Raw genomic sequence first — 23,162 nt, 5'->3', positions numbered from 1 at the left:
CTATTCCCGACTGGCAAGGAGCGCTTCATGGACGCAGTCATCACCCAGATTTCTCAGATCACCGATTGGGAATTTCTCATTGCGCTGGAGCGCAGCCTGGAAAGCCGCGGTCGCCTCGACCTGGCCGCGCGAGAAGCCCTCGAACGCCAGGGCAATCTGCTCTCGCGCCGTTACCTGATGCAGAAGGGCAAGCTCGGCAACGGCCCCTTCAGCCCGGTGGAAAACGAGATCCTCGACGTCCTGGCCATGGCCACCGCCGCCCTGCGTCGCAGCCGCCGTCTGCCCCATAACATCGTCAAGACCCTGCGCGCCGGTGGTCTGATCGAGGCGGTCGAGCGCAATGTCTGCCACGCCGGCGCCCTGCAGTGCCGCACCGACTTCGAAGCTGACGGCATTCCCCGCGGCACCCTGGAGCGCATCGTCGATCGCAATCCCCAGGCCTTCGAACTGGAAGCCCGCCGCGCCGCTGCCCGCTACATCGCCGACCAGGAACCCGCCTTCCGCGCCGCCGGTTGAGCCTTGCCCTGGCCGCCTGCGGGCGGCCAGGGCAGTTCAAGAGCAGGCTGATCGTCGTCCTGACCCCGTGCTACCGTTTCGAGCCTCTCTCGCCGAAACGAGCCCCGCCATGTCCCTCGCCGACAACCTGCTGGCCTTCACCCTGGCCGCGTCCCTGCTCACCGTCACCCCGGGTCTTGATACCGCGCTGATCCTGCGCACCGCTGCGGTAGAAGGCCGCGCCCAGGCCTGGCGCGCGGCCCTGGGGATCAATGCCGGCTGCCTGCTCTGGGGCGCCGCCGTGGCCTTCGGCCTGGGTGCGCTGCTGGCGGTCTCGGAACTGGCTTATACGCTGCTCAAATACTGCGGCGCCGCCTACCTTTGCTGGCTCGGCCTCAACCTGCTGCTGCGCCCCCGTAACGCCATCGCCGCCGCGGCAGGCGAGGGCGGCTCAGACTCCAACTGGTTCCTCAAGGGGATGCTCGGCAACGTGCTCAATCCCAAGGTCGGCATCTTCTACGTGTCCTTCCTGCCCCAGTTCATCCCCCAGGGCCAACCCCTGATCGCCTGGACCTTCGGCCTGGTCGCCATCCATGTGGCGCTGGGCCTGCTCTGGTCCCTGACCCTGATCGGCGCCACCCGCACCCTGGGCGAGACCCTGCGCAAGGCCGCGGTGATTCGCTGGCTGGATCGGGTGACGGGCGTGGTCTTTCTGCTGTTCGCCGCCAAGCTGGCGTTGAGTCGGCGGTAGAGAGGGGGTAGGGCGGCGCTCCTTGGGGCGCCAAGGCCAAACCCCAGAAACGACAAAGCCCGCACTAGGCGGGCCTTGGGGCGATCCTTGCGGATCAAATTGGTCGGAGCGACTGGATTCGAACCAGCGACCTTCTCGTCCCGAACGAGACGCGCTACCAAACTGCGCTACGCTCCGTGATGGATGGCGCGCATTCTACCTAAAACTCATGCAAGCACAAGGGGTTAGGTAAAAAAATCGCGCCGGGCTGGAATCAGAGCTCCTTGATGGTGCGAACCTGGTCCTTGTTGATGCGGGTCGGCTTGCCGTCGAGCTGCTTGAAGGTATAGAAGCCCGAGTCGTCATCGTACTTCGGCGTGTCGGTGGCCTGGATCTCGCGACCATCGTTGAGGGTGATGACGCTGGGCGTGGAGCAGCCGGCGAGCAGGGCGCTGGCAGCGACCAGCAAGGCGGCGGGGAGCAGGTGCTTGTTCATGTGACGGTCTCCTTTCTTGGCAACCAAGCGGGCTTAGGACCGCGGGGGCAGGGCCGAGTTCGTCCGGGAACCGGTGGGTCACGCCCTCTGGCCTAGTGGATCGCCGCGTTCAGACCGCGCTTTCCAGCGCCGCGGGATCGTTGAAGTTGGCCAGGCGGATATCGTCTTCGGCGAAGTCCACCGCGGTCAGGCCAAGGGGCAGCAGGGCGCCACGCGGACTGCGCTCGCCATCCGCCCAGGCCTGGCGCAGGGCCGGCAGCAGGCGTCGGGGCAGGGCGCTGAACAGCGGTTGCCAGAAGCCACTCTGGCGCGCCATCACCGGGCCCGCGCTCGCCTGAGCCGCCGTGAGCAGTTGCAGGGCGAGGGCGGTATCGATCCGCGGTGCATCGCAGGGCAGCAGCAGCACCCAGTCATGCCGCGCCACGGCGAGGCCGGCGAGGATGCCGGCCAGGGGGCCGGGATAGTCCGGTTGGTCATCGGCCACCAGCTGGTCGGCCCACTGGGCATAGCGCGGCGCATTGCGGTTGCACGAGATCACCAGGTCATCGGTCAGTGGCCTTACCGCGGCCTGCACCTGGGCCACCAGGGGCTGGCCGCGCCATTCCACCAGTCCCTTGTCGCGTCCGCCCATGCGCTGGCCGCGACCGCCGGCGAGGATCAGGATGGAAGCGGGCAGAAGGGACATGCAGCGGACCTCGGCTTTTGGACGTGGGGAGCGGGCTTTCATCCTAGCCCGGTTTCGCCGCTGGCGGTCGGCTGGAGCAAGGGTTTGTCCGGGCTAAACGGCTGGGCTAGACTCGGGCGCGTCCCGTGCAAAGGGGCGTGCTAGACACCTTTGATCCCTGCCGTGCGCTGGCGGGGAGTCCCTGCCCAGAAGGAGTTTGGAAACGATGAAGACGATGTTGCTCCCTGCGTTGGCCCTGGCCGCCTTGCCCGCCTTTGGCGCGGGCGGCGGTGAACCTCCCTCGGTCAAGGTCACCTTTGGCCAGCCGACCATCCGCCAGAAGCTGTTCTACGAAAAGCTCTACGAGAAGAAGCCCTATCCCGACGCCACCCTCTATTACTACAGCAACGGCGTCTACAAGATCATCTCGCCCGGCGAGGAGCACTACGGCGTCTACGTGGTGCACGGCAAGCTGACCGACGACCAGTATCAGGTGGATTTCATCTCCCTGCCGTCCGCGGACTGGGGTGGCAAGACGGCCCGGCATTTTCTCAAGTTCGATCGGAAGGCCGGCACCTTCACCCAGCAGGCGACCTGGGAGGAGGACCCGAATATCGCGCCCCAGTACGGCCGCTTCAGCCAGGATGTCAACGACATCGCCGATCCGCGCCCCATCAAATGGGAGACCCATGCCGAAGGCGAACAACGCCAGCGCTAGGCGTGGCCAGGCGCCCTCTCGGTTGAAGGGGCGCCGGCTTTTCCTCTAGGCTGTGACGATGCAGCCTTCTCGGACCTTCCCCGCGATCCTGGCCGACAGTCGGCGCGGCTATCTCCTGGCCGCTGCCAGTCCGGCGCTCCCCCTTTCGGGAAACCTGCGGCCCGTCCGGCGGTCTTCCGCTGCACCCTTTCTTTCGCACACTTCGGAAACCCAAGCAGATGAGCCACAAAGCCGAGGCGGTTTTCGTACCGCTGAACATCGCCGTCCTGACGGTCAGCGATACCCGCACCTTCGAGACCGACACCTCGGGTCAGCTGTTCGTCGACCGCCTGGAGGCCGCCGGCCATTTCCTCGCCGACCGCGTGCTGCTCAAGGATGACCTCTACCGGATCCGCGCCCAGGTCGCCCACTGGATCGCCGAAGACCAGGTGCAGGTGGTGCTGATCACCGGCGGCACCGGCTTCACCGGTCGCGACAGCACCCCGGAAGCCGTGACCTGCCTGCTGGACAAGCAGGTGGATGGCTTCGGCGAACTGTTCCGCCAGATCTCCGTGGCCGATATCGGCACCTCCACCGTGCAGTCCCGCGCCCTGGCCGGCCTGGCCAACGGCACCCTGGTCTGCTGCCTGCCGGGTTCGACCAATGCCTGCCGCACCGCCTGGGACGGCATCCTCGCCGAGCAGCTGGACAATCGTCATCGCCCCTGCAACTTCGTGCCGCACCTCAAGCAGGCCGAACCCTGCGGGCCACGCGGATGAGCCTGCTATCGCTGGAAGAGGCCCTGGCGCGACTGCTGGCCCTGGCGGCCGAAGACGGTCCCTTGCCCCTGGAGCAGGTCGCCCTGGAAGAGGCCGACGGGCGCATCCTGGCCGCGCCCCTGGTAGCCGACCTGGATCTGCCGCCCTGGGACAACAGCGCCATGGACGGCTACGCCCTGCGCCTGGACGACTGGCAGGGCGAGCCGCTGCGGGTCTCCCAGCGCATCTTCGCCGGCCAGGCACCAGCGCCGCTGGAGCCGGGCACCTGCGCCCGCATCTTTACCGGTGCGCCGGTGCCGGCGGGTGCCGACTGCGTGGAAATGCAGGAAAACACCGAGGTGCTGGACGATGGCCGGGTGCGCTTCGTCGAGCAACTGCGGCTTGGCCGCAACATCCGGCGCCGCGGCAACGAGGTCAAGGTGGGTGACGAGGTCCTGTCGGCCGGCACCGCCCTGGGTCCTGCGGAGCTGGGCGTCGCCGCCTCCCTCGGCCGTGCCCAGCTGAATGTCTTTCGGCGCCTCAGGGTCGCGGTGCTGTCCACCGGCGATGAACTGGTCGCGCCCGGCCAGCCGCTTGGGCCGGGGCAGATCTACAACAGCAATCGTGCCCTGCTGATCAGTTGGCTGCGGCGGCTGGGCTGCGAGGTGTCGGACCAGGGCATCCTGCCCGACGATCTCGCCGAGACCCGCCGGCGGCTGGGCGCGCTGCAGGCCGATCTGATCCTTTCCACCGGCGGTGTCTCGGTGGGCGAAGCCGACTACCTGGGTCAGGCCCTGCGCGAGGAGGGCGAGCTGACCCTGTGGAAGCTGGCGCTCAAGCCGGGCAAGCCGCTGACCTGTGGGCGCTTCCGCGGGATCCCGCTGATCGGCCTGCCGGGCAATCCCGCCTCGACCCTGGTGACCTTCGGTCTGCTGGCGCGGCCCTATCTGCTGCGGCGGGCCGGCAAGATCGACGTGGCCCCGCTGAGCGTCGAGGTGCCGGCCGGTTTCGACTGGCCGCGTGCCGGTGCCCGCCGCGAATACCAGCGGGCGCGCCTGGAGAATGGCCGGGCGGTACCCCACCGCAACCAGGGCTCCAATGTGCTGCAGACGGCGGCCTGGGCCCATGGCGTGGTGGAGATCCGCGAGGACCGCACCTTCGCCCTGGGTGACCCGGTGCGCTTCATTCCACTCGCGGAATTGCTCAAGGCCTAGCCAACCGGCGGTCAGGACTGAACGTGGCCGTTGGGCCACAGTCCTAGTCTCCAGATTCGCTCGCCGGGCGCTGCCCGGTACCTGACGCGGCATCTCGCCGCGCAGCGCCAACCTTGGACGACAGACATGACGACGACAGGCACCCTGGCTGACGCAGCCCTGGTCATTCTCAATGGCAAGGAAACCGGTAACGAGGACGTTCGGGAGGCCATTCTCGAACGGCGTGCCGCTGGTCATCGCATCGATGTGCGGGTGACCTGGGAAGAAGACGATGCCGCGCGCTTCGTCGAGCAGGCGACCCGCGAAGGCTACGGTACCCTGGTCGCGGCCGGCGGCGACGGCACCCTGCGGGCGGTGGCCGAGGCCATGGCGCAGAACCACAGCCAGGCCCGTCTCGGCCTGCTGCCCCTGGGGACCGCCAACGATTTCGCCCGCGCGGCGGGTGTGCCGGTGGAGCCTGCCGCGGCCCTGGCCCTGCTGGACGGTCCGACCAGCGCCATCGACCTGGTCGAGGCGGAGGGGCAGCTGTTCCTCAACATGGCCACCGGCGGCTTCGGCTCCCAGGTCACCGCCAACACCCCGGGCGAGCTCAAGCGCCTGCTGGGTGGCGCGGCCTACTTCCTCACCGGCCTGACCCGCTTCGCCGAGGTGCATTCGGCCCATGGCCGCTTCCGCGGTCCCGGTTTCGAATGGGAAGGCGAATTCCTCGCCCTGGGCATCGGCAACGGTCGCCAGGCCGGCGGTGGTCATGTGCTCTGTCCCACCGCCGTGGTCAACGATGGTCTGCTCGACGTGGGTATCCTGCCGGCGTCGCAGGACGTACTCGGCACCCTGGGCGAATTCCTCAGCAAGGGCTTCAGCACCGAAGAGATGTTTATCCGCGCGCGGCTGCCCTGGGTGGAGCTGGAAGCCGCCGAAGGCCTGGACATGAACCTCGATGGTGAACCGGTCAAACGAGACCGGGTGAGATTCGAGGTGCGTCCGGGTATCCTGCAGGTCTGTCTACCGGTGGATTCGCCCCTGCTGGGCGAGACCGCCGGCACCCTGGCCGAGCCGGCGGCGACGTCCTGAGCAGGCGCCTGCGGAGGTAACGTTGGAGCTACTGATCAATGCGGGAATCGTGCTGGCCACCGTGGCCGGTATGGAGGCCTTCGCCTGGTGGTCGCACAAGTACATCATGCATGGCTGGGGGTGGGGCTGGCATGAATCCCACCACCGCCCGCGTACCGGCTGGTTCGAGAAGAACGATCTCTATGCGGTGGTCTTCGCCGGCCTCGCGATCCTGCTGATCGCCCTGGGCAATGCCGGCTACTGGCGCCTGCAGTGGATCGGCGCCGGCATGACCCTCTATGGCCTGCTGTACTTCATCGCCCACGACGGCCTGGTGCATCAGCGCTGGCCGTTCCGCTACATCCCGCGCAGCGGCTATCTGAAGCGGCTCTATCAGGCGCATCGCATGCATCATGCGGTGGACGGCAAGGACGGCTGCGTGTCCTTCGGTTTCCTGTTGGCGCCCACCACCCAGCAACTCAAGCAGCAGCTGCGCGAGATACACGGCGGCGCTCTGGATTCCTCGCGCGAGCGCAAGGCGCGGGATCAGGTGCAGGAAGGTGCGGATTAGGCGGGAGAGGGGAGCGCCTCCGAGGAGGCGCTAATCGGGGTCAGGCGACGGCGGGAGTGTCGTCGTAGGCGGCGAACAGGGAGTGGGCGTACTGACTGCGTTCGCTTTCGTTGCGCAGCAGATCGATGAATTCCTTGGCCGGCGGATTCAGGGTACCCGCTTCGGCGGCGGTGACCACCTGGGCTTGTTCACCGGCCGCCAGTTCGGCGAAACCGGCACCCAGACGCTCGGTGCAATAGCTGTCCACCACGGCCAGACCATCACGCAGCAGATCGCGCAGGTTGGCGCCCTGCTGGACCTGCGCCTGCTCGTCGAAGGGATCGACGATGTTGGAGCGGTCGCCATGGGCGTAGGGGGTCAGCATGTGGCGATCGATGAACTCGGGCAGCCGGGCATCGGCCTGCTCGCTGTCGGCCTGCAGGTGAGCGCAAAGGGCGACCAGGGTGCGCCACTGGGTGGCGTTGAAGAATTCGGGCTTGTAACCGGACTGCGCGTTAGCGGAAAGGCCAAGGGCAAGTAGTGACGAGGAGGCAGCGAAGCGATCGTGTGAAACAGCCGTTTCCGTCTTGTGCATGTGCAAATCCCATACTCGTAGGCTGACTACCGGATGCAGCGCTCTGGCTCAGGCATCCATCCATCCGCGGCCCACCAGGGGTCGCTTTAATCCGACCCGTTTATCGCATAAAAGTTTGCAGGTGGGCAGCCCCAAGATGCGCACAAATGTGACCGAAGCGCGATCGCGGGCGTCAGCGCCGCGGCCGGGTCCAGAGCTCGCTCGCGCGTGGCTCGTCGCGCTGGTGGCGGGACAGCATGGCGCGGGCGGCGCCGCGGCAGACCAGGCGCAGCTTGTCGGCGGTGCTGGTGCTGACCCGCTGATCCCAGGCCTGGGCGCCCAGGTGCAGCACCTGCACGCCGATCTCGCGATAGACGCCGCGGGCGGTGGCGATGGCCCAGGCCGAACGCAGGGGCAGGGCGGCCAGGCCCTGGCGTGCCGAGTCGTAGTAGGGCTCGGCCAGGCGCACCAGACGCTCGGCCAGCTGGGCGACGGCTTCGCGATGGCGCGGCGCGGCCAGTTCGTCCGCCGGCACCCCGAGTTCGTCGAGCCATAGCCGCGGCAGATAGACGCGGCCGATGCGGGCGTCCTCGACGATGTCGCGGGCGATGTTGGTGAGCTGGAAGGCCATGCCCAGGTCGCAGGCACGATCCAGGGTCTCCTCGTCTTCGGCGCCCATGATGCGCGCCATCATCACCCCGACCACCCCGGCGACGTGATAGCAGTACTCCAGGGTGTCTTCCAGTTCCACATAGACGCGCTCCTCGACGTCCATGCGAAAGCCGGCCAGGTGATCCAGCGGCAGCGCAAGGGGAATGCCGTGGCGCCTGACCACGCGCTGGAAGGCGGCGAAGGCCGGATCCTGCAGCGGCTCCTCGCCGTAGGCGGCGCGGGTCAGGCGTTCCAGCTCGGCCAGGCGTTCCCCCCCGGCGCGGCGATCGCCGTCGACCTGGCCATGGCCCAGTTCCTGGCCATCGATGACGTCGTCGCAGTGGCGACACCAGGCATAGAGCAGCACGGCGCTCTCGCGGGTTTCGGGGGCGAACAGCTTGGCGGCCGCGGCAAAGCTCTTGGAACCGACGGCAATGCTCTGCTCGGCGTGGTCGACGACGTCAGGGGTGGCTGGCATGGCTAACCGTGCTCCTCGAGGATGACGCTGGCGGTGGCCTTGGCTGAGCCGACCACGCCCGGAACGCCGGCCCCGGGATGGGTGCCCGCGCCGACCAGGTAGAGGTTGGGAATGACACTATCGCGATTGTGCGGCCGGAACCAGGCGCTCTGGGTGAGGATGGGCTCCAAGGAAAAGGCCGAGCCGACATGGGCATTGAGCTCCTGGCGGAAATCGGCCGGGGTGAAGATGCGCGAGGTGACCAGGTTGGCCCTCAGGCCAGGCATGTAGCGCTCTTCCAGGTAGGCGAAGATCTTGTCTCTCAGGAGCGGGCCTTCCACGCTCCAGTCGACGTCGGCATTGCCCAGGTGCGGCACCGGCGCCAGCACGTAGTGGGAACTGTGGCCGGGCGGTGCCAGCGACGGATCGGTGACGCAGGGCGAGTGCAGGTAGAGCGAGAAGTCGTCCGGCACGCCCGGGCCCTTGAACAGTTCGTCGATCAGGCCGCGATAGCGCTGGCCGAAGCAGACCATGTGGTGTTCGAGACCCACCGGCGGCTGGCTCAGGCCGAAATGGATGACGAACAGCGACATGCTGTGTCTCTTGCGCTTGAGGCGATTGCCCTCGACCACGCCATGGGTGTGGTGGCCAAGCAGCTTGCGATAGGTGTGCACCACGTCGGCGTTGGAGGCCACCAGATCGGCCGCGAGCTGGCTGCCGTCGGCCAGGCAAACGCCGGTGGCGCGATTGCCTTCGGTGAGGATGCGTTCCACCGGCGCGTTCAGCCGTACCTCGCCGCCAAGGTCGGTAAAGAGCTTCAGCAGGCCGAGCACCAGCTGGTGGGTACCGCCCTTGGCGAACCAGACGCCCCACTTGCGTTCCAGCGCATGGATCAGCGCATAGATCGAGGAGGTGGCGAAGGGGTTGCCGCCCACCAGCAGGGTATGGAAAGACAGCGTCTGGCGCAGCTTCTCGCTCTTCACGAAGCGCGACACCTGGGTGTAGACGCTGCGCCAGGCGCTGAGCTGGGCCAGCTTGGGACCGGCGGCGAGCATGTCGCCGACCTTGAGGAAGGGCTTGGCGCCGAGGCGGATGTAGCCTTCTTCGAATACCGCCTGGGAATAGGCCAGGAAGCGCTGGTAGCCGGCGACGTCGTCCGGTTCCAGGGCGCGGATCTGCTCGTCCAGCCGGGCCTGGTCGTTGACGTAGTCGAAGCGGGTGCCGTCTTCCCAGCACAGCTGGTAGAAGGGGCTGACCGGCAGCAGCTCCACATAGTCGCGCATCTGCCGACCGCTGAGGGTGAACAGCTCCTCTAGGGCCGAGGGATCGGTGATGACGGTCGGACCGGCGTCGAAGGTGAAGCCCGCGTCCTCGTAGACGTAGGCACGGCCGCCGGGCTTGTCGCGGCCCTCGATGAGGGTGGTGGCGATGCCGGCCGACTGCAGACGGATCGCCAGGGCGATACCGCCAAAGCCGGCGCCGATGACGATGGCCCGCTTGGGCGCGTTACCTTGGGTCATGGTGCTTCCTTGAACTGAGGAGGACGAGCCAGCGCGGCATCCAGGGCCGGTTTCAGCGGCACCGGCGGTTTGCCAGACAGGATGCGCAGCCGATCGAAGGCGGTGAGGCGGCCGGCGTAGAAGCGCTGGATCAGCGGTTCTCCGAGGCCGTAGAACCTTTGCATGACGCGCACCCGGTGCTCGGGGCGGCCGGCGAGAAAGAGCATGCGATTGAGCAGGCGGAAGAAGCCCTGGCCCTGCCAGCGGCCCTGGGCGTACTGGCGCAGGCTGTCGCGCAGCACGGCGCTGGAGGTGAAGGGCTGGGCGGCCAGGTGCTGCGCCAGGCGCACCGCTTCGGGCAGCGAATAGCCGGTGGTGGGGTGGAACAGCCCGGCGGCCAGGCCAATGGGGGCGCCGGCGGTGACGTTGTCCCAGTAGCGGTCGAGATCGCCGCCCAGGGTGATGGGCAGCACGCCCTGTTCCTCGCGCAGTACCTCGGCGATCTCCCAGCCCTGCTGCCCGGCATAGTCGGCCAGGTGCTGGCGCAGGCGCTCGACCGGCAGGCTCTCGCCATCGGCGTAGTAGGTGTCCTCGATCAGCAGCCGATCGGGGGCCAGTGGCAGGCTGTAGACGAAGCGATAGCCGTCCAGCTGATCGACGGTGGCGTCCATCACGATGGGTTCGGCCAGGCCATGGGGCCGCGTGAGACGCACCTCCTGACCGAGAAATTTCTGATAGCCGAGCCAGAGCGCCGGATCGGGCCGCGGTCCGCGGGCGTCGATCACCGCGCCGGCGGCCAGGGTGTAGCCATCGGCGAAGACCACGCCGTCGTCCTGCAGGCGCAGCACCTGGCGCCCCAGCAGCAGGCGCTCGGCGGGCAGGCGCGCGCTCAATACCTCATGGAAGCGTTCGGCGCTGATGCTGGCGTAGCCGCTACCGAGTTGCCGCTGGCGCTGGGGGAAACGCACCTCGTAGCCCGGCCAGCGATGGGCGACCAGCGGATCGATCCAGGCATGCTGCGGCGCGGTGAGGTCCGGCTCGTGGAAGGACCAGGTGTGGTTGCCGCCCAGGCGCGGACCGGCTTCCACCAGGCGCCAGTCCAGCTCCGGACGCGTTTCGGTCAGGCGCAGGGCGAGCAGGCCGCCGGCCAGGCCGCCGCCGACGATCAGCAGGTCAGGACGCACGTTCGAGTCCTCGGCGGGCCAGGTCATCCACCAGGCGAGCGGCCGTGGCGACGCCGCCTGCCGCTCTGGCGATGGGCACGAAGCGTTCGGCCGCCTGGCGATAGCTGGGGTCGGCCAGCACGGCGCCCAGGGCCTGGGTCAGGCGGTCCTTGCTGGCCAGCCGCGGTGCCAGGCAGATGCCGGCGCCGACCCGCTCCAGGCGCCGGGCGATGCCCGGCTGGTCGAACACCATGGGCAGGGCGAGCATGGGCTTGCCGGCCGCCAGGGCGTCCAGCACGGTATTGAAGCCGCCGTGGGTGATGACCGCATCGGCGCGGGCAATGGCCGCTTCCTGGGGCGCGAAGTCGGTGACCCAGGTGGCGCCGTCGTCGAGCAGGCGGCGTTCGCCGCTGGCATCCAGACGCCCGCAGTGGGCGATCAGCACCTGGACGCCCAGGTGGCGACAGGCCTGGGCGATGCGGCGGAACAGGGGCAGACGGCCACCCTGGAGGGTGCCGAAGGAGGCGAAGACGAAGGGCCGGCGCGGATCGATCTCCAGCGCCAGCCGTTGCTCGCGCACCGCCGGCGAGCGCAGCGGCCCGACCTCGTGGAAATGCGGTGGCGGGGCACGACGCGGAAAGTCGAAGCCCGGCAGGCACTGGCTCAGCTGCAGATAGGGCGAAAAGCAATCGTCGAGGGTCCGGCGGTCGCCAAGGCCGAAGGCCTGGGCATGGCGCTGGATGACCTTGCCCTGGCCGCGCATCATCAGGTCGAACACCTGGGTGGCGCCCTGGACGATCTGCCGCTCCCGCTCGCTGGCGGGGTAGGCGAAGGGCAGGGTGGGCAGGGGCAGATGGGGCTCGCGATTCATCGGCACGGCGCAGGCCAGGGATGCATAGGGCAGGCCCAGGTGGTCGCCGAGGAGTCCGCCGGCCGGTTCCATCTGGTCGGCGATCAGGCAGTCGACCTCGAGGTCACGCAGGGCGGCAGGGCCTTCGCGGCAGAACAGTTCGGTATTGCGCGCCATGTCGGCGATCACGCCGAATACCGACCAGGGCTTGCTGCTGGCGGTACGGGCCAGCAGCGGCGCCAGGCTGCCGCGCGGATGACTGGTCGCGCCTATCGCCTCGAACTCGATGTCCGCCGGCAGCGCCCGGTCGCCCACCTCCACCTGGTGCAGCAGGGTGACCCGGTGGCCGAGCGCGACCAGCGCCTCGCCCAGCACCAGATGGGTGGACAGGTGGCTCGGCAGCGGCGGCGAGATCAGGGCGACATGCATGGCGGCGTCCGGTCGGGTGTCGGCCACTATGGGCACCGCAGCAGCGCGGCGTCTAGCAGCTCGGCCTGGCGCAAGCCGGCCAGATTGGCCGAGCCAGTGCAGAAGCAGGCGATGCGCAGCTGTTCGATCACCACCTGGAAATGCGCGATCACCGCCTCGGTGGATTCGGTGGCGCCGGGCAGGGCCGCGGCAGCCTGACCGGCCAGGTCCGCGCCGAGGCGAATGGCCTTGGCCACGTCGATGCCATCGCGGATGCCACCGGAGGCGATCACCGTCGCCTGGGGGCATGCAGCGCGCACCTGGCGCAAGCTCTCGGCGGTGGGGATGCCCCAGTCGGCAAAGGCGCGGGCAACGGCGCGCTGCTGGTCGTCACGGGCCCGTTCGGCTTCCACCGCCGCCCAGCTGGTGCCTCCGGCGCCGGCGACATCGAGTACCGCCACGCCAGCTTCCACCAATTGCTTGGCGACTCGGCCCGACAACCCGGCGCCGACTTCCTTGACGACGACCGGCACGGCCAGTTGTGTAACCAGATTTTCCAGAGCGAGAAGAATGCCGTGCCAGCGGCGATCGCCACCGGCTTGCACGGCTTCCTGCAGGGGGTTGAGATGCACGATCAGGGCGTCCGCCTCGATCATCTCCACCGCGCGGCGGGCTTCATCAAGGCCATAGCCCGCCACCAGCTGCGCCGCGCCGAAGTTGGCCAGCAGCGGCACGTCCGGCGCCAGACGGCGCAATTCGCCGGTGAGGCCCTGGTCGCCACCCTGCTGCAGGGCGATGCGTTGGGACCCGACTGCCAGGGCGATGCCCAGGGTCTGGGCCGCTTCGGCGAGATGGCGATTGATCAGCGCGGCCCGCTCTGGGCCGCCGGTCATGGAGCTGATCAGCAGCGGCGCGGCCAGGGGACGCTCGAACAGGCGGGTGCCGAGGTCGATCTCGTCGAGGTTCAGCTCGGGCAGGGCGCAATGCGTGAAGCGGTAGGCGTCGAAGCCCGTAGTAACGGCGCTGCGGGCCTTGTGGGGATCCAGCACGATGTCCAGATGATCGTTCTTGCGGCTTGCCAGTTCCCAATCCACCATGTCTTCTAGAGTCCGCCCTGAATGACCTTTCGTCGGTCGTTGTGGTCTGGTAGGGGACGACGGGTTCGCTTTGCGAAGACCTAATCCACCAAGGTGCGACCGTTCGTCGGTTCCACATATGGAGTATCTCGACTCATGGCGACCGTATTAGTGCCGAACGCGACAGACAATTTTGCCGCTGCGCTGCAATGGCAGCGTACCCGTATCGACGAGCGTCTGGCAGAGCTGTTACCGGCCGGCAGCGATCCGGTCGCCGAAGCGATTCGCAGTGGTGTGCTGGCACCCGGCAAGCGGCTGCGTCCGCTGCTGATGGTGCTGGCCGCCGAGGACCTGGGTCAGGGAGACGAGGCCGTCCTCGATCTTGGCTGCGCCGTGGAGATGGTGCACGCCGCCTCGCTGTTCCTCGACGACATGCCCTGCATGGACGACGCCCGCCTGCGCCGCGGGCGGCCGACCCTGCACGTCGAGTTCGGCGAGGACGTCGCCATGCTGGCTGCGGTGGCCCTGCTCAGCCACGCCCTGCGCCTGGTCGCGGGCCTCGCCGGGGTACCAGCGGAAACCCGCACCCAGATGGTCTGCCAACTGGCCGATGCGGTCGGCACCGCCGGGCTGGTCTGCGGCCAGTACCATGACCTGCACGGCGGCCGCCAGGCACGGCCGGCCGATGCCATCGCCCTGACCAACCAGCTCAAGACCGGCGCGCTGTTCTCCGCGGCCATGGCCATGGCCGGTGCCACCCTGGTCACCACCGCCGTGCAGCGCGAGGCCTTCCACGTCTTCGCCTGCCAGCTCGGCCTGGCCTTCCAGTTGCTCGATGATCTGGACGACGGCAAGGGCCTGGGCAAGGACGCCGGCAAGGATGGCGACAAGTCCACCCTGGTCAGCCTGCTCGGCCGCGACCATGCGCAACGCCAGTTGCACGGTCACCTCAAGCAGGCCCGCGAGGCTCTGGCCCAGGCTGGTTGCGCCGACGGCGCCCTGGCCGGCCTGCTGGATATCGTCTTTCGTCCGCGTTAGGGCGAATTACTGGGGATCCGGCCCTCTAATCTCTCGATAGCCTTTTTTCCCCCTGAGGAGTCCTGAGATGTCGAAGTGGAAAATTGCTTACAGCAACGTTGATGGCAACACCTCGGTGGTCACCACCGACGCAGACCAGAAACCGGACATGGAGCGCGTCGCCCAGATCGTCCGCGACGATGCCTTGGAAGAGTACGACGACAGCGAAGTCCCCCGGGATTACGACGAACCCACGGTGGCCCTGCTGGAACGCCACGGCATCACCATCACCGGGATCACCGAAGAAGGCTGATCGCCAGGGTATCTGGCTCTAGCGCAAGGGCCAGATACCGCCATCCCCCACCACGAAGATCCGCCGCGCCGGATCGGGTGCCAGCAGGTGCCCGCCGGTGAAGTCGCCAAAGGCCGGCAGGATCAGTACCTCGTCATTTTCCAGGCAGAAGCAGGGCAGGCGCAGCGCCTGGCGCCCACGCCCCTGCAGGCGAAACGCCGGATGGATGTGGCCGGCCAGCACCGGCAGGCGCGGGTGTGGATCGGGTTCGTGCTGCAGCGACAGGCCGTCCAGCTCCAGCGGCTCGCCCACCACGTCGATGCCCAGCGCGGCCGGTGGTTCCCCGGCGCGCCGGTCATGGTTGCCACGAATCAGCAGCAGCCGCAGATGGGCCTGGTGTTCCCGCCAGCGCTCGAGGGTGTCCAGGGTCAGGGGTGCGCGGGATTCCGGAGCGTGCAGGAAGTCGCCGAGAAAGATGATCTCGCGACAGTCGTAGCGTGCCAGCAGGCTGTCGAGCCGGGCGATGTTGCCGGCCGTGGTGCCATGGGGCACCGGCTGGCCCAGCGCCCGGAAGGCGGCCGCCTTACCGAAATGGATATCGGCCACCAGCAGCGCCTGGCGCGCCGGCCAATAGATGGCCTTTTCCGCGAGCAGCCAGAGCTCGACACCGGCGAGGATGAGAGGGTGATAGGCAGGCATGGGGTCTCCAGGAAGCGCTTCCTGCTCTGATGGCGGCCAGGTGCCAGGGTTCAGCCCTGTTGCAGGGTAGGCCTGCTCGGCTAGCGTTCGCTCCCTGGGTGAGGAGGTTGGGGTGAGGGCGACCCTGACCAATGCTCCAGTGGAAAAGGCCAGGCCGTTTTCCACGCCACGGAATACGCACCCGCGTAGGTTAGGTTGAGCACAGCACAGCCCAATCGGCATCGCCCCTGTCGGGCTTCGACGATGGAGCCGTCTCAACCCAGCCTATCGCGACACCGGGCCGCGAGCCGAAATACAACCTATGACCACCATTGAACCAGGCCAGGTGCGCCGTCGCCTGCAGCCCGGTAAACTGGCGGTTCACTAGAGTCCGGAGCGACCCATGTCGACATCCTTCGCCCAGATGCTGGAAAACATCACCCCCGATATCTACGAAGGCCTCAAGCTGGCCGTGGAGATCGGCAAGTGGCCGGACGGCCGCAAGCTCAGTCGCGACCAGGTCGAGCTCTGTCTGCAGGCGGTGATCGCCTACGAGGCCAAGCACCTGCCCGAAGACCAGCGGACCGGCTACATGGGTCCCCAGGAGTGCGCCTCCAAGTCGGTGCCCATCGAGAACATCCTGTTCAAGTCCGACGCCATCCACTGATTGTCCGCGCCTTACCCCGACGAGGTGCCCTTCGGCGACGAAGAGGCACCTCGCGTCTTTTAGAAATCGAGAAATTCCTACCGTGATGACCGAACTGGGCCGTGGCGCCCTGCGCAAGATGGCCGTGACCCTGGCCGACCCCGTCAACTACGCCTTTCGCCTCGACGAGCGCGAGGTACCGGTCAATCCGCTGATCGGCCGTCGCCTGCGCCTGGAATACCTGGGCGCCATCCACTGCACCCACTGCGGCCGCAAGACCCGAAAGAGCTTCAGCCAGGGCTACTGCTATCCCTGCTTCACCGCCCTGGCCCAGTGCGACAGCTGCATCGTCAGCCCCGAAAAGTGCCACTACGAGCATGGCACCTGTCGCCAGCCGGAGTGGGGCGAAGCCCATTGCATGGTGCCCCACGTCGTCTACCTGGCCAACTCCTCGGGCCTCAAGGTGGGCATCACCCGCGCCACCCAGCTGCCCACCCGCTGGATCGACCAGGGCGCCTACCAGGCGCTGCCGATCCTGAGGGTCGCCACGCGCCAGCAGTCCGGCCTGGTGGAAGACCTGCTGCGCAGCCAGGTGGGCGATCGCACCAATTGGCGCGCCATGCTCAAGGGCGTGGCCGCACCGGAAGACCTGGTGGCGGTGCGCGAGCGGATCTTCGACGCCTGCGCCCAGGGTCTGGACGATCTCCAGGGCCGCTTCGGCCTGCAGGCGATCCAGCCGGTGGTCGACATGGCGCCCATCGAGATCCATTATCCGGTGACGGTCTATCCCACCAAGGTGGTCAGCCACGACCTGGAAAAGACCCCCGTGGTGGAAGGCACGCTGCTGGGCATCAAGGGTCAATACCTGATGTTCGATACCGGCGTGATCAACATTCGCAAGTACACGGCCTATCAGCTGGCCGTGTCCGCCTCCGCAGCAGAGATGTAAGGACGTAAGCCATGCGCACCGACCAGCCCCAGACCATCTACCTCAAGGACTACCAGGCGCCCGAGTACCTCATCGAGGAGACCCGCCTCAGATTCGAGCTGCACGACGACCAGACCCTGGTACATGCCGAATTGCGGCTGCAGCGCAATCCGGCCCGTGGCGCGGGCCTGCCGCCGCTGGTGCTGCATGGCGAGGAACTGGAGCTGCTGGCCGTGGCCCTGGACGACCAGGCCCTGGCCGCCGACGACTATCAGGTCGAGGCGGGCAGCCTGACCCTGCAGCCCCAGGGCGAAGCCTTCGTGCTCAAGACCGCGGTGCGCATCCATCCGGAAAGCAACACCGCCCTGGAAGGCCTGTACGTCTCCGGCACCATGTTCTGCACCCAGTGCGAGGCCGAAGGCTTCCGCAAGATCACCTACTACCTGGATCGGCCGGACGTGATGAGCGTCTTCACCACCACGGTGGAAGCCGACAAGGCCAAGTACCCGATCCTGCTCTCCAACGGCAACCCGGTGGCCAGCGGCGAAGCCGAGGGCGGCCGTCACTGGGCCACCTGGGAAGATCCCTTCCCCAAGCCGGCCTACCTGTTCGCCCTGGTCGCCGGGGACCTCTGGTGCGTCGAAGACAGCTACCGCACCGGCAGTGGCCGCGACGTGGCCCTGCGCATCTACGTCGAACCGGAGAACATCGGCAAGCTGCAGCACGCCATGGACAGCCTGAAGAAATCCATGCGCTGGGACGAGGAGGTCTACGGCCGCGAATACGATCTGGACATCTTCATGATCGTCGCGGTGAACGACTTCAACATGGGCGCCATGGAGAACAAGGGCCTCAACATCTTCAACTCCAGCGCCGTGCTGGCCAGCCCGCGCACCGCCACCGACGCCGCCCATCAGCGCGTCGAGGCCATCGTCGCCCACGAATACTTCCACAACTGGTCGGGCAATCGCGTGACCTGCCGCGACTGGTTCCAGCTGTCGCTCAAGGAAGGCTTCACCGTGTTCCGCGACGCCGGCTTCAGCTCCGACATGAATTCGCCCACGGTCAAGCGCATCGAGGACGTGGCCTTCCTGCGCACCAACCAGTTCGCCGAGGACGCCGGTCCCATGGCCCACCCGGTGCGCCCGGACCACTTCATCGAGATTTCCAACTTCTACACCCTGACGGTGTACGAGAAGGGCGCCGAGGTGGTGCGGATGCTGCACACCCTGCTGGGCGCCGAGGGCTTCCGCAAGGGCACCGATCTCTACTTCGAGCGCCACGACGGTCAGGCGGTGACCTGCGACGACTTCATCAAGGCCCTGGAAGACGCCAATGGCACCGACTTCAGCCAGTTCAAGCGCTGGTACAGCCAGTCCGGCACCCCGCGCCTGGCGGTCAGCGACAGCTATGACGCCGCGGCCCAGACCTATCGGCTGACCTTCAGCCAGAGCTGCCCGCCCACCCCGGGCCAGCCGACCAAGGAGCCCTTCGTGATCCCGGTCCAGCTCGGTCTGCTGGATGGCCAGGGGCGCGACCTGCCGCTGCGCCTGGAAGGCGAGGGCGCTGCCCAGGGCACCGACCGGGTGCTGTCGGTCACCCAGGCCGAGCAGACCTTTACCTTCGTCGACGTGCCCGAGCGGCCGCTGCCGTCGCTGCTGCGTGGCTTCTCCGCGCCGGTCAAGCTCAGCTTCCCCTACAGCCGTGAACAGCTGACCTTCCTCATGCAGCACGACAGCGACGGCTTCAACCGCTGGGACGCCGGCCAGCAGCTGGCCGTGCAGGTGCTGCAGGGCATGATCGCCGGTGAGCCGCTGGACACCCGGCTGGTGGAAGCCCTGCGCACCGTGGCGGCGGACGAGTCCCTCGACCCGGCCATGGTCGCCGAGATGCTCTCGCTGCCGTCCGAAGCCTATCTGGTGGAGTTGTCCGAGCAGGCCGATCCCGGGGCCATCTACGGCGCCCGTCGTCAGGCGCGTCGGGCCATCGCCGAGGCCCTGCGTGACGTGCTCTGGCAGCGCTATCGCCGTGCCCGCGAGGAATCCCGCACCACGCCTTACCAGGCCAGTGCCGACCACATCGCCCGCCGCAGTCTGCAGAACGCCGCCCTCGGCTATCTGATGCTGCTGGAAGAGCCGGAAGCCCGCGACGCCGCCCTGGAGCAGTTCGATAACGCCGACAACATGACCGAGCGCCTGGCCGCCCTGAGCGCTCTGGTCAACTCCAGCTTCGAACAGGAGAAGGCCGACGTCTTGGCGCGCTTCTTCGAAGAGTTCAAGGCCGATCCGCTGGTCATGGACACCTGGCTCAGCGTGCAGGCTTCAAGCCCGCTGCCGGGCGGCCTGGCGCGGGTCCAGGCGCTGATGGAAAACCCGGTCTTCACCCTGAAGAACCCCAACAAGGTACGGGCCCTGATCGGCGCCTTCGCCAACGCCAACCTGGTCAACTTCCACGCCGAGGACGGCAGCGGCTATCGCTTCCTGGCCGACCAGATCATCACCCTCAACCGCCTCAATCCGCAGATCGCCTCGCGCCTGCTCACGCCCCTGACGCGTTGGAAGAAGTACACGCCGGAGCGTCAGGCGCTGATGCGTGCCGAGCTGGAGCGCATCCTGGCCAGCGGCGAGTTGTCCAGCGACGTCTACGAGGTGGTGAGCAAGAGCCTGGCGTAGGAGATCCGACTGGGCTGCTTGTTGGGCTTCGACGACAGAGCCGTCTCAATCCAACCTACTTCGTCTCGTAGGTTGGGTTGAGCGCAGCGAAGCCCAACATCCGCCCACCGTTGCAAAGCCTGACGTCCAGCGTCGGGCTTTTTTTCGCCCGGATTTTCCCGCGCGGCCCTAGCCTATAGCGCCTCTGCTGCCTACGGAAAAAACCGCGCACACCCCCGTGCCTGACAATTCGTCTCCGCCCTGGCGCCGCTTGGCTGATAGAAATGCTTTAGGCTGCCAGCTGTATTCAAATCGGCTGCAGAACGAGGCGCCGCCGCCGACAGGGTAGGCGAGAGGTCTCGACAGGCCTTGGATCCAGTCACCGGAAAAGCACGGAGCGGCAGATGAGTCATGCACAGCTGATGGATTGGGGATTCGTCCTGATAACCCTGTGCAATATCCTGCTGATCGCCCTGGTGGTGTTTCTGCTGTGGCAGCGGTACGTCGCCAGCGACGCGGCTTCCAAGGCCGAGGGCGTTAACGAGGAGCAGGCGCCGGCCGCTCCCGAGGTGGTCGACAGCGCGCCTGCCGACGCTCCGCCGCCGCCACTTCCCGCCGGTCCCGCCCCGACGGCGAACCGCAACGTCGACCTCTTCGACGAGGGTCCGGAAGAGGTGTACGACGCCAACTATCCCGAGTGGAAGAAAAGCGACGACCCCTATGTCGAGGAATTGCTGTCGCACCGCGAAGCCCTGGAGCTCAAGGTGGACAACATGGTCATGCGGCTGACCCGGGCGCACAAGGTGGTAACCGGCCTGCGCGCGCAGAATCGCGAATTGCGCGCTTCCGAAGCCCAGGCCCAGCGACTGCAGGAGGAACTGACCCGGACCCAGACCAGCCTCGCCCAGATGCGTCAGGAGCGCGATGCCCTGCTGCTGCAGCTCCAGCCCGGCCGCAAGGCGGACGCAGCGCCACGCCAGCCCACCGACCCGGGCACGCCATCCCCGTCTTGAACCGCGGTATGCCCCCCGGATTCACCAGCCATCCCCTCAACCGCCGCATCCGTCGCGCTGTGCAGCGGGTGCAGCGGCGCGCGCCCTAGACTGGAAATTCTCAGCACCTTCAAGGACGATTCGATGAAACTGCTGCTCCTGCTGGCTGCCCTGGTCGCTCTCGGCCTGTTCGCGATCAGCCTCTACAACGCTCTGGTCACGGCGCGTAACGCCTACCGCAACGCCTTCGCCCAGATCGATGTCCAGCTCACCCGCCGGCACGATCTCATCCCCAATCTGGTGGAAGCGGTGAAGGGCTATCTGCAGCACGAGCGCGAAACGCTGCAGGCGGTGATGACGGCGCGCCAGCAGGCGCAGTCCGGCCTGCACCAGGCCAAGACCCGGCCGGAGGATCCCGTCGCCCTGCACGCCCTGGAGCAGGGCGAGCAGGGACTCGGCATCGCCCTTGGGCGGCTGTTCGCCGTGAGCGAGGCCTATCCGGAGCTCAAGGCCAACGACACGGTCCTGCAGCTGATGGAAGAGCTGAGCTCCACGGAAAATCGCCTGGCCTACGCCCGTCAGGCCCATAACGATGCGGTGATGGACTACAACAATCGCTGCGAGACCTTTCCCGGATCGCTGCTCGCCCGTCGCTTCGGCTTTCGCCTGGCGCAGCCGCTGACCTTGCCGGACGGGGCCGCCCGCCAGACCCCGCGCATCAGCCTGAGCTGAGCGCGTGCGCTTTCTCGACGACCAGGCCGCGGCGCGCCGGCGCACCCGGCTGTGTCTTGCCTTGCTGGCCCTGGTGGTGCTGCTCATGGCGCTGGCCAGCGCCGGCCTGGCCCTGGTGTTCCTGCCGCGGGAGGTGATCGACTACCTCGGTGGGCGTGGGGCGACGCTGGTCAAGACCGGCCTGGCATTCACCGGCATCATCGCCGGCGCTTCCTTCTGGAAGGTGCGGCAACTGGCGCGCCAGGGCGGCGAGGCCGTGGTCAGGCGGCTGGGCGCCGTGCCATTGGACGATCAGACCGACCCCCGTACCCGTCAGCTGCACAACGTGGTGGCGGAGATGGCCCTGGCCGCCGGCGTACCGGTGCCGAGGCTGTGCCTGCTGCCGGACGAGCCGGCAATCAATGCCTTCATCAGCGGCTACGGACCGGCAGATGCCAGCCTGTGCCTGACCCGCGGCGCGCTCCAGCTCTTGAACAGGGACGAATTGCAGGGTGTCGTCGCCCATGAATTCAGTCATCTGCTCAACGGCGACATGCGCCTGAATCTGCGCCTGCTGGGCTGGCTGCATGGCATCAGCCTGATCGCCGACCTCGGACAGGAGCTCTTCTCGGATCGCACCTCGACCATCACCCGGGTCGATGGCAATCACCTGCTGGGCTGGTTGCTGGGCACCGTGCTGCTGGCGGTCGGCGGCTGCGGACTGTTCTTCGCCAACCTGATCCAGGCCGCGGCGGCGCGCTCACGCGAGCGTCTGGCGGATGCCTCCGCCGTGCAGTTCACCCGCCAGCCCCAGGGTCTGGCCAGTGCCCTGAAGAAGATCGCCGCCCATCCGCTGCAGGGGCGGCTCTATCACCGTCGGGCGCGCAGCGTCGCGCACATGGTGCTGGGCGACTCGGGCGCCTCCTGGTTCGCCACCCATCCCCCGGTGCTGGAGCGCATCCAGCTCTTGGAACCGGACTTCGACGAATGGCAGTTGGAGCGCCTCCGGGCGGAAGCCTTGCTGCCCATGGGCGTCGCCTATGTGGCAGGAGGTACGCCGCCCGCTTCGCCGCCGCCGACCGCCGTAGCGCTGCCGGTTGCACCGGCACTGGCCGATACGCCCCTGCGCACCCTTCCACCGGCCCTGCTCGAAGTGCTGCGCCAGCCGCAGCAGGCGGCGGAGCTGTTGCTGGCACTGGCCGGCACGCCGCCGGCAGCGGGCGGCGGGGAGGGCGCGCGCTGGGTGAACAGTCTGCATGCCTCTCTGCGGCTGCCGGTGGCGCAACTGACCTTTCCAGCCATCCGCCAACTGCCGCGGCCGGTCCTGCGCCAGCTGCTGATCGATCTCAAGGCAGGCTTCGCCGCTGCGCCGGACCTGGAGTTGTCCCGCTACTGCCTGGCGCAGATCATCCAGCGTCAGCTGATCGCCAGCTTGGCGCCGGGTCGCCAACGGCTGTCGGGGCGGGGCAAGCTGGCGCAGGCCCGGACCGCGGTCCTTACCTTCTATGCGGTGGCCGCCGAACAGAGCCACGATGACGTCCAGGCCGCTCGTCGGGCCTTCCTGCTCGCCGTCGCCCGTACCTTTCCCGGTTTGCACTGTAGCTACGCGCCGCCGCGTCCCTGGCGTCCGGCGCTGGACGGCGCCCTGGCGCAGCTCGCCCAGCTGAGCGTGGCGGCGCGCACCCTGGTACTGGAGGGCCTGCTCTGTCTCATCGAGGCGGACGAAAGGGTGCAAACCGCAGAGCTGGAGCTGCTGAGGCTCTATTGTACGGTCCTCGAATTGCCGTATCCCGCCCTGGACGAATACCTTTCACTCGCCGATGACAAGCTCTCGCAAAAAGGTTGCCGTTCGGCTGATACTGGCCAGGTGATATCTGCACTGTGATCCACACTGGCGCCCGCGGCGACAGCTCGC

At 67.6% G+C, this 23,162-nt stretch carries 24 protein-coding genes and 1 tRNA gene; 15 read left to right on the top strand and 10 right to left on the bottom strand.

Annotated features, from left to right (window positions below; genetic code table 11):
* Positions 1–27: 27 nt before the first annotated feature.
* Positions 28–516, top strand: a complete 489-nt coding sequence (locus ACZ5R1_RS14660; protein WP_108581912.1) for a hypothetical protein — start codon at positions 28–30, stop codon at positions 514–516.
* Positions 517–625: 109 nt separating this feature from the next.
* Positions 626–1,246: a LysE family translocator gene (locus ACZ5R1_RS14655; RefSeq protein WP_145249288.1), complete on the top strand. Its 621-nt coding sequence runs from the start codon at positions 626–628 to the stop codon at positions 1,244–1,246.
* A 100-nt stretch (positions 1,247–1,346) separates the two neighbouring features.
* Here ACZ5R1_RS14655 and ACZ5R1_RS14650 read toward each other — a convergent pair.
* From ACZ5R1_RS14650 to mobA, 3 genes are all read right to left on the bottom strand, one after another.
* Positions 1,347–1,423 (bottom strand) — tRNA-Pro (locus ACZ5R1_RS14650).
* A gap of 76 nt (positions 1,424–1,499) precedes the next feature.
* Positions 1,500–1,721 (bottom strand): YgdI/YgdR family lipoprotein, encoded by a 222-nt coding sequence (locus tag ACZ5R1_RS14645; RefSeq protein WP_007162865.1) that lies wholly within the window; start codon positions 1,719–1,721, stop codon positions 1,500–1,502.
* A 109-nt stretch (positions 1,722–1,830) separates the two neighbouring features.
* Positions 1,831–2,406, bottom strand: coding sequence for a molybdenum cofactor guanylyltransferase MobA (gene mobA, locus ACZ5R1_RS14640; RefSeq protein ID WP_464712449.1), 576 nt, complete (start codon positions 2,404–2,406; stop codon positions 1,831–1,833).
* Between the two features lie 205 nt (positions 2,407–2,611).
* Here mobA and ACZ5R1_RS14635 point away from each other — a divergent pair, with 205 nt between their 5' ends.
* The 5 genes from ACZ5R1_RS14635 to ACZ5R1_RS14615 all read left to right on the top strand — a co-directional run bounded on the left by ACZ5R1_RS14635 (position 2,612) and on the right by ACZ5R1_RS14615 (position 6,675).
* Positions 2,612–3,103 carry a hypothetical protein gene (locus ACZ5R1_RS14635; RefSeq protein ID WP_074584675.1) on the top strand — a complete coding sequence of 164 codons (492 nt, stop codon included), beginning with the start codon at positions 2,612–2,614 and terminating at the stop codon, positions 3,101–3,103.
* A 218-nt stretch (positions 3,104–3,321) separates the two neighbouring features.
* Entirely contained in the window at positions 3,322–3,861 is a 540-nt protein-coding gene (gene moaB, locus ACZ5R1_RS14630) for a molybdenum cofactor biosynthesis protein B (protein ID WP_150338424.1), read from the top strand.
* Positions 3,858–5,054, top strand: a complete 1,197-nt coding sequence (locus ACZ5R1_RS14625) for a molybdopterin molybdotransferase MoeA (RefSeq protein WP_464712448.1) — start codon at positions 3,858–3,860, stop codon at positions 5,052–5,054. The genes moaB and ACZ5R1_RS14625 overlap by 4 nt, the downstream gene beginning before the upstream one ends.
* 126 nt (positions 5,055–5,180) lie before the next feature.
* Positions 5,181–6,125, top strand: coding sequence for a lipid kinase YegS (gene yegS, locus ACZ5R1_RS14620; RefSeq protein ID WP_007162870.1), 945 nt, complete (start codon positions 5,181–5,183; stop codon positions 6,123–6,125).
* A 70-nt stretch (positions 6,126–6,195) separates the two neighbouring features.
* A complete protein-coding gene (locus tag ACZ5R1_RS14615; protein ID WP_042135559.1) occupies positions 6,196–6,675 on the top strand; it encodes a sterol desaturase family protein in 480 nt (159 codons plus the stop codon).
* A gap of 40 nt (positions 6,676–6,715) precedes the next feature.
* Here the strand turns inward: ACZ5R1_RS14615 and ACZ5R1_RS14610 are convergent, their stop codons facing one another.
* The 6 genes from ACZ5R1_RS14610 to fni form a co-directional block, all read right to left on the bottom strand.
* Complete coding sequence (locus ACZ5R1_RS14610; RefSeq protein ID WP_007162872.1) at positions 6,716–7,249, bottom strand: gluconate 2-dehydrogenase subunit 3 family protein; 534 nt, start codon at positions 7,247–7,249, stop codon at positions 6,716–6,718.
* 172 nt (positions 7,250–7,421) lie between these two features.
* Complete coding sequence (locus tag ACZ5R1_RS14605) at positions 7,422–8,357, bottom strand: phytoene/squalene synthase family protein (RefSeq protein ID WP_464712447.1); 936 nt, start codon at positions 8,355–8,357, stop codon at positions 7,422–7,424.
* Between the two features lie 2 nt (positions 8,358–8,359).
* Positions 8,360–9,856 (bottom strand): phytoene desaturase, encoded by a 1,497-nt coding sequence (locus ACZ5R1_RS14600; protein WP_007162874.1) that lies wholly within the window; start codon positions 9,854–9,856, stop codon positions 8,360–8,362.
* On the bottom strand, positions 9,853–11,046 hold the full coding sequence (gene crtY, locus ACZ5R1_RS14595) for a lycopene beta-cyclase CrtY (RefSeq protein WP_464712446.1): 1,194 nt from the start codon (positions 11,044–11,046) through the stop codon (positions 9,853–9,855). The genes ACZ5R1_RS14600 and crtY overlap by 4 nt, the downstream gene beginning before the upstream one ends.
* Positions 11,009–12,304 carry a nucleotide disphospho-sugar-binding domain-containing protein gene (locus tag ACZ5R1_RS14590; RefSeq protein WP_464712445.1) on the bottom strand — a complete coding sequence of 432 codons (1,296 nt, stop codon included), beginning with the start codon at positions 12,302–12,304 and terminating at the stop codon, positions 11,009–11,011. Before ACZ5R1_RS14590 ends, crtY begins: the two co-directional genes overlap by 38 nt.
* Complete coding sequence (gene fni, locus ACZ5R1_RS14585) at positions 12,304–13,353, bottom strand: type 2 isopentenyl-diphosphate Delta-isomerase (protein ID WP_464712444.1); 1,050 nt, start codon at positions 13,351–13,353, stop codon at positions 12,304–12,306. Before fni ends, ACZ5R1_RS14590 begins: the two co-directional genes overlap by 1 nt.
* 135 nt (positions 13,354–13,488) lie before the next feature.
* Between fni and ACZ5R1_RS14580 the strand changes: the two genes are divergently transcribed.
* Together ACZ5R1_RS14580 and ACZ5R1_RS14575 are read left to right on the top strand one after the other, a co-directional pair.
* Positions 13,489–14,370 carry a polyprenyl synthetase family protein gene (locus ACZ5R1_RS14580; RefSeq protein WP_077173219.1) on the top strand — a complete coding sequence of 294 codons (882 nt, stop codon included), beginning with the start codon at positions 13,489–13,491 and terminating at the stop codon, positions 14,368–14,370.
* Between the two features lie 67 nt (positions 14,371–14,437).
* On the top strand, positions 14,438–14,662 hold the full coding sequence (locus tag ACZ5R1_RS14575; RefSeq protein ID WP_027602825.1) for a hypothetical protein: 225 nt from the start codon (positions 14,438–14,440) through the stop codon (positions 14,660–14,662).
* Between the two features lie 18 nt (positions 14,663–14,680).
* Here ACZ5R1_RS14575 and pdeM read toward each other — a convergent pair whose 3' ends face one another.
* Positions 14,681–15,340, bottom strand: a complete 660-nt coding sequence (gene pdeM, locus ACZ5R1_RS14570; protein WP_464712443.1) for a ligase-associated DNA damage response endonuclease PdeM — start codon at positions 15,338–15,340, stop codon at positions 14,681–14,683.
* Positions 15,341–15,722: 382 nt separating this feature from the next.
* Here pdeM and ACZ5R1_RS14565 point away from each other — a divergent pair, with 382 nt between their 5' ends.
* The 6 genes from ACZ5R1_RS14565 (at position 15,723) to ACZ5R1_RS14540 (ending at position 23,132) form a co-directional block, all read left to right on the top strand.
* Positions 15,723–15,986, top strand: coding sequence for a YeaC family protein (locus ACZ5R1_RS14565; protein ID WP_007162881.1), 264 nt, complete (start codon positions 15,723–15,725; stop codon positions 15,984–15,986).
* 85 nt (positions 15,987–16,071) lie between these two features.
* A complete protein-coding gene (locus tag ACZ5R1_RS14560) occupies positions 16,072–16,914 on the top strand; it encodes a DUF2797 domain-containing protein (protein ID WP_027597587.1) in 843 nt (280 codons plus the stop codon).
* 11 nt (positions 16,915–16,925) lie between these two features.
* Positions 16,926–19,565: an aminopeptidase N gene (gene pepN, locus ACZ5R1_RS14555; protein ID WP_074584670.1), complete on the top strand. Its 2,640-nt coding sequence runs from the start codon at positions 16,926–16,928 to the stop codon at positions 19,563–19,565.
* A gap of 383 nt (positions 19,566–19,948) precedes the next feature.
* Positions 19,949–20,557: a hypothetical protein gene (locus tag ACZ5R1_RS14550; protein WP_278896463.1), complete on the top strand. Its 609-nt coding sequence runs from the start codon at positions 19,949–19,951 to the stop codon at positions 20,555–20,557.
* Positions 20,558–20,680: 123 nt separating this feature from the next.
* On the top strand, positions 20,681–21,268 hold the full coding sequence (locus ACZ5R1_RS14545) for a LemA family protein (RefSeq protein ID WP_007162885.1): 588 nt from the start codon (positions 20,681–20,683) through the stop codon (positions 21,266–21,268).
* A gap of 4 nt (positions 21,269–21,272) precedes the next feature.
* A complete protein-coding gene (locus ACZ5R1_RS14540; RefSeq protein WP_464712442.1) occupies positions 21,273–23,132 on the top strand; it encodes a M48 family metallopeptidase in 1,860 nt (619 codons plus the stop codon).
* The last annotated feature ends 30 nt before the right edge of the window (positions 23,133–23,162 follow it).

The sequence above is a fragment of the Pseudomonas sp. Pso3 genome (genome assembly GCF_055393275.1).
The sequence above is the reverse complement of the archived record's forward strand: the minus strand, read 5'-3'. Positions and strand labels throughout refer to the sequence as shown.

What these genes read in the sequence shown, in the direction of transcription:
- ACZ5R1_RS14610 (WP_007162872.1), bottom strand. Translation starts at nt 7,249, where the DNA reads ATGCACAAGACGGAAACGGCTGTTTCACACGATCGCTTCGCTGCCTCC.
- ACZ5R1_RS14625 (WP_464712448.1), top strand. Translation starts at nt 3,858, where the DNA reads ATGAGCCTGCTATCGCTGGAAGAGGCCCTGGCGCGACTGCTGGCCCTG.
- ACZ5R1_RS14615 (WP_042135559.1), top strand. Translation starts at nt 6,196, where the DNA reads ATGGAGGCCTTCGCCTGGTGGTCGCACAAGTACATCATGCATGGCTGG.
- ACZ5R1_RS14655 (WP_145249288.1), top strand. Translation starts at nt 626, where the DNA reads ATGTCCCTCGCCGACAACCTGCTGGCCTTCACCCTGGCCGCGTCCCTG.
- ACZ5R1_RS14565 (WP_007162881.1), top strand. Translation starts at nt 15,723, where the DNA reads ATGTCGACATCCTTCGCCCAGATGCTGGAAAACATCACCCCCGATATC.
- ACZ5R1_RS14600 (WP_007162874.1), bottom strand. Translation starts at nt 9,856, where the DNA reads ATGACCCAAGGTAACGCGCCCAAGCGGGCCATCGTCATCGGCGCCGGC.
- ACZ5R1_RS14575 (WP_027602825.1), top strand. Translation starts at nt 14,438, where the DNA reads ATGTCGAAGTGGAAAATTGCTTACAGCAACGTTGATGGCAACACCTCG.
- ACZ5R1_RS14605 (WP_464712447.1), bottom strand. Translation starts at nt 8,357, where the DNA reads ATGCCAGCCACCCCTGACGTCGTCGACCACGCCGAGCAGAGCATTGCC.
- ACZ5R1_RS14545 (WP_007162885.1), top strand. Translation starts at nt 20,681, where the DNA reads ATGAAACTGCTGCTCCTGCTGGCTGCCCTGGTCGCTCTCGGCCTGTTC.
- mobA (WP_464712449.1), bottom strand. Translation starts at nt 2,406, where the DNA reads ATGTCCCTTCTGCCCGCTTCCATCCTGATCCTCGCCGGCGGTCGCGGC.
- yegS (WP_007162870.1), top strand. Translation starts at nt 5,181, where the DNA reads ATGACGACGACAGGCACCCTGGCTGACGCAGCCCTGGTCATTCTCAAT.
- ACZ5R1_RS14580 (WP_077173219.1), top strand. Translation starts at nt 13,489, where the DNA reads ATGGCGACCGTATTAGTGCCGAACGCGACAGACAATTTTGCCGCTGCG.
- ACZ5R1_RS14635 (WP_074584675.1), top strand. Translation starts at nt 2,612, where the DNA reads ATGAAGACGATGTTGCTCCCTGCGTTGGCCCTGGCCGCCTTGCCCGCC.
- pepN (WP_074584670.1), top strand. Translation starts at nt 16,926, where the DNA reads ATGCGCACCGACCAGCCCCAGACCATCTACCTCAAGGACTACCAGGCG.
- ACZ5R1_RS14645 (WP_007162865.1), bottom strand. Translation starts at nt 1,721, where the DNA reads ATGAACAAGCACCTGCTCCCCGCCGCCTTGCTGGTCGCTGCCAGCGCC.
- ACZ5R1_RS14560 (WP_027597587.1), top strand. Translation starts at nt 16,072, where the DNA reads ATGACCGAACTGGGCCGTGGCGCCCTGCGCAAGATGGCCGTGACCCTG.
- fni (WP_464712444.1), bottom strand. Translation starts at nt 13,353, where the DNA reads ATGGTGGATTGGGAACTGGCAAGCCGCAAGAACGATCATCTGGACATC.
- ACZ5R1_RS14660 (WP_108581912.1), top strand. Translation starts at nt 28, where the DNA reads ATGGACGCAGTCATCACCCAGATTTCTCAGATCACCGATTGGGAATTT.
- pdeM (WP_464712443.1), bottom strand. Translation starts at nt 15,340, where the DNA reads ATGCCTGCCTATCACCCTCTCATCCTCGCCGGTGTCGAGCTCTGGCTG.
- ACZ5R1_RS14550 (WP_278896463.1), top strand. Translation starts at nt 19,949, where the DNA reads ATGAGTCATGCACAGCTGATGGATTGGGGATTCGTCCTGATAACCCTG.
- crtY (WP_464712446.1), bottom strand. Translation starts at nt 11,046, where the DNA reads ATGACCTGGCCCGCCGAGGACTCGAACGTGCGTCCTGACCTGCTGATC.
- moaB (WP_150338424.1), top strand. Translation starts at nt 3,322, where the DNA reads ATGAGCCACAAAGCCGAGGCGGTTTTCGTACCGCTGAACATCGCCGTC.